This window comes from Rossellomorea oryzaecorticis (assembly GCF_038405515.1).
GTDB lineage: Bacteria > Bacillota > Bacilli > Bacillales > Bacillaceae_B > Rossellomorea > Rossellomorea oryzaecorticis_A.
On the sequence record NZ_JBBYAF010000072.1, the window covers coordinates 1 to 8,304 of the forward strand.

The following is an 8,304-nucleotide window of genomic DNA, read 5'->3' on the forward strand; positions in this document are numbered from 1 at the left end:
GGTCACCTGTCCAGCTACAGGGCTTAGAGGCACATGTCATAAGCCAAACCGGCCAAGAAGGCAAAAAGCGCCTTCGTGCCCGATTCGTCTTATGCCACCCGCCTCTGGGCAAAGCCCTTCCGCTTTTCTGATAGGAGTCTTCGTCTTGCACTCCAATCAACCGCTGTAACAAGCTAACAACTTCACGCACACTTGAACAAATCTAAAAAACCCGAACTAATTTGAATACTAGAATTCAAATTAGTTCGGGTTTTACTTAGACTAAAACACTTTTGTCCCAGCCTCGTTTATAATTTATTAATGCATTTTACGTTTGTTTTGTATGTCTTTTACTTTCTTTGGTGTTACTTCATTGCCCTCGGAGTCAAATACGCGTGTGTTTTCAATGGTACCTTTCATTGATTGGCGGAATGTCTCGAGGTATTCTTTTCTTAATTTTGTTTGTTCCTTCGCTTCGCTTTCAGTTAATCCATCTGCTTTTGACTTTTTGGCTAGTTCATTTATTCTATTCATCTTGTTCTTAGAAAGCATATATAAAAACTCCTTTATAGCTATTATCCATATACGTGCAACACTTTGAAATATACCGATATGTTACTAGATAATAGCTTTTATGACAAGGATTATGTTTCTTGATCGGCCTCACTATACTCTTTATATCTTCTATGTACGGTAGCTTTTGATATGTTGTAGCCAAACCCTCTCAAAGTCGCAGCAATTTCGGCAAATGTCAGCTCATTCTTTCTCAGTCGTACAATCTCTTCAACCGGTACTTCAATCCGTTCCCTGCCTTCCGAATTTCCTTTGTTCTTTAAGTTCTTATGGGGCCGGAAGCCATTTTCAACCGCTCTCCTCATTCCACGTTTAATCTTCAGATTATGGAGCTTCCTTTGATATTCCTCTACCATGCTCACAATATTGATGACCATAGAGTCTGACTCTGATAAATGCAGCTCACCGCTATGAGTCTGACTTATTATTTTTACATTTTCTTTTAAAATGCAATGTATTAATGCAATTTTTGCATTTCCTCTTCCTATTCTTGTTTCATCCTGTATCAAAACTGCATCAATGGACTGATCCTTTATTAAATCTAGCAATACTAGGACCCCGGGACGGTCCAGTTCAAACCCGCTTGCCTGATCCTTGATGATCGCTTCTACTTCAAACTGATGCTCTTCGGCAAGCTTCACCAATTCTGCTTCCTGTCTTTCCAAGGAAGTTTCCTGCGTGTCTTTCTTTGTACTCACCCTGCAGTAAATCGCTGCTTTCATTGACTCTCACCCTCTATTTGTTATTCATGGCAAGTTGTATATCGGAGTGGGTAGAATAAGTGGCCGATTCTACCGGCACCACAAGGGACATACCTGGTTCAATGGAGAAAGAAATAAGATTATTTTCATCCCCCACCCATTTTATAAACTCTTCCCTAGTCATAGAATATTCTCCTTCAAATTTTTCTGCAAGCGTCCATAGAGTATCACCCTTACTTACCTTAACGGTTTCATAGGAAGGTTCGCTTCCTGTCGTTAAAAATAGATAGCCTGCTGATAAGAACGATAATACGAAAAGAATGATTATATAAGAGCAACGATTCCAAATTTGTGTTAGCATAATTGAAATTACCTCCATACGAATGTTTGTTCTGTTCTTTGTAACTCGATTGTAATACGAACATCCGTTTGGTGTCAACCAAAAATTCGAACTTATGTTTGTATCAATTGGAAAGACATGCTATAATGGGAACATAAGATCGATAAATAGAGGTGCGTGAACATGACTAAATTGTCAAAGAGACAGCAAGACATACTGCAGTATATTAAAATGTCAGTGAAAGAAAAAGGGTATCCCCCGTCCGTTCGTGAAATTGGTGAAGCTGTCGGTTTGGCCTCAAGTTCGACGGTTCATGGCCATCTTGCCAGACTGGAAAGCAAAGGACTTATCCGCCGCGATCCAACCAAGCCTAGAGCAATTGAGATTCTCGATTTAGAGGAAGACTCGATCCCCCGTCAAAAGGTTGTAAATGTGCCGCTGATTGGTAAAGTAACGGCAGGGCAGCCCATTACCGCTGTGGAAAATGTCGAAGAATTCTTCCCGCTGCCTGAACGACTGGCTCCTTCAGATGAACAGGTCTTCATGCTTGAGATCATGGGAGACAGTATGATTGAAGCCGGTATTCTTGATGGAGACTTTGTCATTGTAAGACAACAGCAGACAGCTAACAACGGTGACATTGTAGTAGCCATGACGGAAGAAGATGAAGCTACGGTCAAGCGTTTTTTCAAAGAAAAGGACTTTGTAAGATTACAGCCTGAAAACTCGTCAATGAGTCCAATCATTTTACGAAATGTATCTATTTTAGGTAAAGTCATCGGTGTCTATCGCCAAGTTCATTAATATTTAATAGAGGCCTGAACAGAAGTGTTTTAGTCTTAGTAAACCCGGATTAATTGAAATTCTATTTCAATTAATCCGGGTTTTTATTGGTTTTATTTAAATATGCGTATTGTTTTCAGCTAGTCCCAGCGGTATTTAGGATGATCACCAACCGCCCGCGGAAAGCGAAGTTTTGCCTGTAAATCATTAGCGGTAATGGGAGCCTGCACTAAAAATAGTTCGTCTTTGGATTGTGGTTTTAAAATTTTGTCCCAGGCTCATTGTTTCCCTTCTACGTAAGAAGGCCAGCGCTGTATCAGCGCTGGCTTTCTCTGTCGTTCTTTTATAGCGGTTCTTAGTACATTTGGATATATTGTTCTCTTTCCCAAGGATGTACTTGAGTACGGAACATATCCCATTCAATTTCTTTCGCTTCCACGAAATGTTCAAAGATATGACCGCCAAGGGATTTAATGATTACTTCATCTTTTTTCAGTTCTTCTAATGCAGCGTATAAAGTTGCCGGTAAATCAATGATACCCGCTTCTTCACGTTCTTTTTTATCCATAACATAGATGTTTCGGTCGATCGGTTTTGGCGCTTCAAGATTGTTCTTGATTCCGTCAAGTCCAGCCGCTAGAAGTACGGACATGGCCAGGTAAGGATTGGCTGCAGGGTCAACACTTCGTACTTCTACACGCGTACTGATTCCACGGGATGCAGGAATACGGATTAATGGACTGCGGTTTTGAGCAGACCACGCAACGTAACAAGGAGCCTCATATCCCGGTACCAGCCGTTTATAAGAATTGACTGTAGGGTTCGTGATTGCAGTGAAAGCAGTTGCATGCTTAATTGTTCCAGCAAGGAACTGACGTGCAGTATCACTTAATTGTAAATCTCCTTTTTCGTCGAAGAAAGAATTTTTACCATCTTTGAATAGCGACATGTTACAGTGCATTCCTGAACCATTCACTCCGAATAGTGGTTTAGGCATGAATGTTGCATGAAGACCATGTTTGCGGGCAATTGTTTTTACAACAAGTTTGAACGTCTGGATGTCGTCACAAGCTCTCAATGCACTTGCATATTTAAAGTCGATTTCATGCTGTCCAGGAGCAACCTCATGGTGGGAAGCTTCAATTTCAAAGCCCATCTCTTCCAACTCAAGAGCGATATCACGACGGCAGTTTTCACCTAAGTCTGTAGGTGCAAGGTCAAAGTAACCTCCATTGTCGTTTAATTCAAGAGTCGGTTCACCATTTACATCCAGCTTGAAAAGGAAGAATTCCGGTTCTGGCCCAAGATTGAAATCAGAGAATCCTAACTCTTCCATTTCTTTCAATACTCGCTTAAGGTTGTTACGCGGATCTCCTTCAAAAGGTGTACCGTCCGGGTTGTAGATGTCACAGATCAGACGTGCTACTTTCCCTTTTTCAGCTGTCCAAGGGAATACAAGCCAAGTGTCAAGATCCGGGAATAAATACATATCAGATTCTTCGATTCGCACAAATCCTTCAATCGAAGAACCATCAAACATCATTTTATTATCTAAAGCTTTTTCTAACTGACTGAAAGGGATTTCCACATTTTTAATCGTCCCTAAAATATCAGTGAATTGCAAACGAATGAATTTAACACCCTCTTCATTTGCTAATCTAACCACATCTTCACGAGTATACTTTGCCATTTACGTAATTCCTCCTCAGATTTAATTAAATGTTATTTATTAATGAAAAAAGCGGGACATATCCCCCTGACGCAAGGAAGCGCGATTGAATTTTCCGGAATGCATCAATTCATTTCGGAGTAATTTCCTCAGCTGTTCGTCAGTAAGATCCTGTCGTGCCTTTTCTTCCTCTTGTTTACTTGCATCAGATACTACTTTCTTGTCGTCCACAGCAGCGACAGAGAATATCTTCTTTATACCTGCCATGTTTACACCTTGATCTAACAAATCTTTGACTTCTAATAACTTATCAATGTCATTCAAGGAAAAGAGCCTGCGGTTCCCTTCAGTCCGTGCAGGGGTAATCAAATCATGCTCTTCATAGTATCGAATCTGACGAGCCGTTAAGTCCGTGAGCTGCATGACAATACTTATAGGAAATAGTGCCATCGTTCGACGAATTTCACTTCCACTCATCCCGATTCCTCCTTTTCTTTTACTTCCTGATTTCATTATATGTAATGTTAGAAGTTCTGTCAATCAAATGTTAGAAAAACTTACATGAAATTTCAAAAGAAAAGGATAGTCGGTTTTAGACTATCCAATTACTCTTCTATTATCCACTTTTAACGCTGATTAAACCTTTTTCAATTAATTTATCTATTGCAGAGCACACTGCGATTTTAACATGTGAATACGTTAATCCACCCTGTACATAGGCGGTATATGGCGGCCGGATCGGTCCGTCTGCCGATAATTCGATACTTGAACCTTGAATGAAAGTACCTGCAGCCATAATGACATCATCTTCGTATCCCGGCATGTAATTAGGATAAGGTGTAAAATGAGAATTGATTGGTGAGGCAAACTGAATGGCCTGACAAAATGCAATCATCTTATCCTTGTCGTCAAACTGAACAGATTGGATTAAATCTGTTCGTTTGTCATAAGGAGCGGGATTTGTATTCATTCCTAATTCCGTTAACACTGCAGAGGTGAATACAGCACCTTTCAACGACTGTGCCACAACATGAGGCGCAAGGAAAAATCCTTGATACATTTCCTGTAGACTATAGAGGGAAGCACCTGCTTCTGCTCCGATCCCAGGAGATGTCATTCTGTATGAACATGCTTCCACTACATCTTTTTTACCCACAATATAACCACCTGTTTTAGCAAGGCCCCCTCCCGGATTTTTAATGAGCGACCCTGCCATCAGATCTGCCCCGACATGGCACGGTTCAAGTTCATCCACAAATTCACCATAACAATTATCTACAAACACCACAATCTCCGGATTGATATCTTTGACAAAGCGAATCATATTTTGTATCTCTTCTATTGTAAAAGACGGACGGCTGGCATACCCTTTCGAACGCTGTATCCCGACCATCTTCGTTTTTGTTGAAATGGTTCTTTTCACTTTTGCAAAATCGACTTTTCCCGACTCGTCCAGATCCACACATTGATAAGAGATGTTGAAATCTTTCAGTGAACCGGTCCCTTCTCCCCTGATACCTACAATCTCTTCGAGGGTATCATACGGTTTACCAGTCATATAAACCAGTTCATCACCCGGCCTTAACACTCCGAATAACGCTATAGAAATGGCGTGGGTTCCTGAAATGATCTGAGGCCTTACCAAGCCGGCTTCTCCGCCAAATACATCTGCGTATATACTTTCTAGCGTGTCGCGGCCAATATCGTCGTATCCATATCCGGTAGTCGGAATGAAGTGCGAGTCACTCACTTTATGCTTCTGGAACGATCTGAGGACTTTAAACTGGTTGTTTTCAGCTCGTTCATCAATCTCTTTATGGATTGATTGAATCGAGTTTTCCACTTTATTTACCAGAGGTTTGAGAACCTCTCCATGCACTAATTGTTCAAACATTACTTGCTTCCCTTCTACTTTTGAAATTTCTTGATGCTTCCTCTGATTTGATGATCTTCAAGGTGATACCCGATTACTTCGTATGCTTGGGAGTCCTCCAAGAATTCGAGTTTTTTTAATATGGTTTCATTTTTGAGCTGTGAGAGGAGCTTTCCTTCACTTGCTGGTACCAGGACATGATATGGATCCATTTGCTTTATGACTATATCCTCAACCTTTAACAGGAGACGTTTACGGTCATCACTGTCAATGGCACTGACCAGGACTTGATCAGCGCCGCCTGCCGGGACAAAATCCGGATGACGTATATCACGCTTATTGTAAACCGTCAACACGGGCAAACCATCCATCCCCAAGTCATTAAGCAGCGATTCAACGGTTTCTTCATGCTGGTGATAATCCGGATTCGAACTATCAACTACATGTAAAAGGAGATCCGCCTCCTTCACTTCTTCAAGCGTTGAGCGAAAGGCCGCTATAAGAGAGGTAGGCAGATCTTGTATGAATCCAACAGTATCCGTCAGCAAGGTAAAATAGCCGCTGGGTAAAACCATCTTTCTTGTCATCGGATCCAATGTGGCAAAAAGCTGATTTTCTTCATACGACTCAGCTATGGAGAGCCTGTTGAATAAGGTTGATTTCCCTGCGTTTGTATATCCGACAAGTGCCACCTGAAAGGTTTTATTCTTCTTTCTTCTTTCACGGTATCTTTCCCGGTGCTCCACAATCGTCTGTAGCTGCTTCTTGATGTCATCAATTCTGCGATGGATATGTCTTCTGTCGCTTTCAAGCTTTGTTTCACCAGGTCCTCTTGTTCCTATTCCGCCGCCTAACCTCGACAAGGATGTACCTTGTCCGATTAAACGGGGCAGAAGATACTGCAGCTGCGCTAATTCCACTTGCAGTTTCCCTTCACGAGACCGCGCCCTTTGAGCGAAAATATCCAAAATAAGCTGAGTCCGGTCAATGACTCTTGCATTCAATTCTTTTGATAAATTTCGTATCTGGCTTGGGGAAAGTTCATCGTTGAATATGATGATGTCAGGTTCAAACTCCTCTTCTAAGGCAGCAAGTTCTTCGACCTTCCCTTTCCCTATATATGTACTCGGGTGAATACGGTCCCTCTTTTGAGATAAAATTGCCGCCACTTCACCTTGAGCTGTCTCGGACAATTCTTCGAGTTCTTTCATACTATATTGAAAACGCAGATCATCTTCATCTAACTGACAACCGACTAACAGGATTTTTTCATTAATTTCTTTTTTCAATAGGCGCCCTTCTCTCTAATGGGATCTCGTATAAATTTCATCTTATCAAAATTAATTCACAATCTCTACGATTAAAGTAATGAAAAATGGTTGCAATTGAATTATTACATGATAAAATCAGTATGTTTGATTAAAAGACAATAGTAATCAATATACATAGAATAGCTGATAGGGATAGGAGGCATAGGTATGACTTGGGAAGTATTAAGCATCATCGGAACCATCGCATTTGCTGTATCTGGTGCCATTATAGCCATGGAAGAAGAATATGATATTCTTGGTGTATATATATTAGGGATCGTCACCGCCTTTGGAGGAGGAGCGATCAGAAATTTACTCATCGGTGTACCTGTCTCCGCTTTATGGGAACAGGGGATGCTGTTTCAAATTGCTCTTCTGGCCATCACTGCTGTTTTTATGTTTCCCAATAACTTATTAAAACATTGGAGACGCTGGGGAAATTTCTTTGATGCTGTAGGTCTTTCCGCATTTGCGATACAAGGCGCTTTATATGCTTCGGAAATGGGGCATCCGCTTTCGGCAGTCATTGTCGCTGCCGTGCTGACCGGAAGCGGGGGAGGAATGATCAGGGATCTCCTGGCAGGAAGAAAACCTCTTGTTCTCCGCTCTGAAATATATGCTGTCTGGGCAGTTATGTGCGGAGCGGCAGTCGGGCTTGATATTACAAATTCGGCATTTGAACTTTATACCTTATTCATCCTGACGACTTCACTGCGGGTCCTATCTTACTTGTATAAATGGAGATTACCAAACAGAAGCCTCCGTGCAGAAGGATAAGTATATATATAAAGAGTCTGGGACAAAAGTGTTTTAGTCTAAGTAAAACCCGAACCAATTGAATTCTAAGATTCAAATTGGTTCGGGTTTTTGTTGGTTTTGTTCAAGTTTTCGTTTTGTTTTTAGCTTGTTACAGCGGTTGATTGGAGTGCAAGACGAAGACTCCTATCAGAAAAGCGGAAGGGCTTTGCCCAGAGGCGGGTCGCATAAGACGAATCGGGCACGAAGGCGCTTTTTGCCTTCTTGGCCGGTTTGGCTTATGACATGTGCCTCTAAGCCCTGTAGCTGGACAGGTGACC

At 41.5% G+C, this 8,304-nt stretch carries 9 protein-coding genes; 2 read left to right on the plus strand and 7 right to left on the minus strand.

Translation table 11 applies throughout. The features are described 5' to 3' along the window. Positions 1 to 297: 297 nt before the first annotated feature. The 3 genes from AAEO50_RS20575 to yneA form a co-directional block, all read right to left on the minus strand. Positions 298 to 531, minus strand: a complete 234-nt coding sequence (locus AAEO50_RS20575; RefSeq protein WP_341986242.1) for a DUF896 domain-containing protein — start codon at positions 529 to 531, stop codon at positions 298 to 300. Between the two features lie 92 nt (positions 532 to 623). Further along, positions 624 to 1,274 carry a YneB family resolvase-like protein gene (locus AAEO50_RS20580; RefSeq protein WP_341986243.1) on the minus strand — a complete coding sequence of 217 codons (651 nt, stop codon included), beginning with the start codon at positions 1,272 to 1,274 and terminating at the stop codon, positions 624 to 626. A gap of 13 nt (positions 1,275 to 1,287) precedes the next feature. Then, a complete protein-coding gene (gene yneA / locus AAEO50_RS20585) occupies positions 1,288 to 1,614 on the minus strand; it encodes a cell division suppressor protein YneA (protein WP_341986244.1) in 327 nt (108 codons plus the stop codon). A gap of 162 nt (positions 1,615 to 1,776) precedes the next feature. Here yneA and lexA point away from each other — a divergent pair, with 162 nt between their 5' ends. Next, positions 1,777 to 2,397, plus strand: coding sequence for a transcriptional repressor LexA (gene lexA, locus AAEO50_RS20590; protein WP_341986245.1), 621 nt, complete (start codon positions 1,777 to 1,779; stop codon positions 2,395 to 2,397). 334 nt (positions 2,398 to 2,731) lie between these two features. Here lexA and glnA read toward each other — a convergent pair whose 3' ends face one another. The 4 genes from glnA to hflX all read right to left on the minus strand — a co-directional run bounded on the left by glnA (position 2,732) and on the right by hflX (position 7,207). Continuing rightward, positions 2,732 to 4,066, minus strand: a complete 1,335-nt coding sequence (gene glnA, locus AAEO50_RS20595; protein ID WP_341986246.1) for a type I glutamate--ammonia ligase — start codon at positions 4,064 to 4,066, stop codon at positions 2,732 to 2,734. Positions 4,067 to 4,105: 39 nt separating this feature from the next. Next, positions 4,106 to 4,522, minus strand: a complete 417-nt coding sequence (locus AAEO50_RS20600; protein WP_341986247.1) for a MerR family transcriptional regulator — start codon at positions 4,520 to 4,522, stop codon at positions 4,106 to 4,108. Between the two features lie 139 nt (positions 4,523 to 4,661). Beyond that, positions 4,662 to 5,939: a methionine gamma-lyase family protein gene (locus AAEO50_RS20605; protein ID WP_341986248.1), complete on the minus strand. Its 1,278-nt coding sequence runs from the start codon at positions 5,937 to 5,939 to the stop codon at positions 4,662 to 4,664. A gap of 14 nt (positions 5,940 to 5,953) precedes the next feature. Beyond that, a complete protein-coding gene (hflX, locus tag AAEO50_RS20610; RefSeq protein ID WP_341986249.1) occupies positions 5,954 to 7,207 on the minus strand; it encodes a GTPase HflX in 1,254 nt (417 codons plus the stop codon). A 189-nt stretch (positions 7,208 to 7,396) separates the two neighbouring features. Between hflX and AAEO50_RS20615 the strand changes: the two genes are divergently transcribed. Next, positions 7,397 to 8,005, plus strand: coding sequence for a trimeric intracellular cation channel family protein (locus AAEO50_RS20615; RefSeq protein WP_341986250.1), 609 nt, complete (start codon positions 7,397 to 7,399; stop codon positions 8,003 to 8,005). Positions 8,006 to 8,304 lie beyond the last annotated feature (299 nt).

What these genes read in the sequence shown, in the direction of transcription:
- AAEO50_RS20600 (WP_341986247.1), bottom strand. Translation starts at nt 4,522, where the DNA reads ATGAGTGGAAGTGAAATTCGTCGAACGATGGCACTATTTCCTATAAGT.
- AAEO50_RS20575 (WP_341986242.1), bottom strand. Translation starts at nt 531, where the DNA reads ATGCTTTCTAAGAACAAGATGAATAGAATAAATGAACTAGCCAAAAAG.
- glnA (WP_341986246.1), bottom strand. Translation starts at nt 4,066, where the DNA reads ATGGCAAAGTATACTCGTGAAGATGTGGTTAGATTAGCAAATGAAGAG.
- lexA (WP_341986245.1), top strand. Translation starts at nt 1,777, where the DNA reads ATGACTAAATTGTCAAAGAGACAGCAAGACATACTGCAGTATATTAAA.
- AAEO50_RS20580 (WP_341986243.1), bottom strand. Translation starts at nt 1,274, where the DNA reads ATGAAAGCAGCGATTTACTGCAGGGTGAGTACAAAGAAAGACACGCAG.
- AAEO50_RS20605 (WP_341986248.1), bottom strand. Translation starts at nt 5,939, where the DNA reads ATGTTTGAACAATTAGTGCATGGAGAGGTTCTCAAACCTCTGGTAAAT.
- yneA (WP_341986244.1), bottom strand. Translation starts at nt 1,614, where the DNA reads ATGCTAACACAAATTTGGAATCGTTGCTCTTATATAATCATTCTTTTC.
- AAEO50_RS20615 (WP_341986250.1), top strand. Translation starts at nt 7,397, where the DNA reads ATGACTTGGGAAGTATTAAGCATCATCGGAACCATCGCATTTGCTGTA.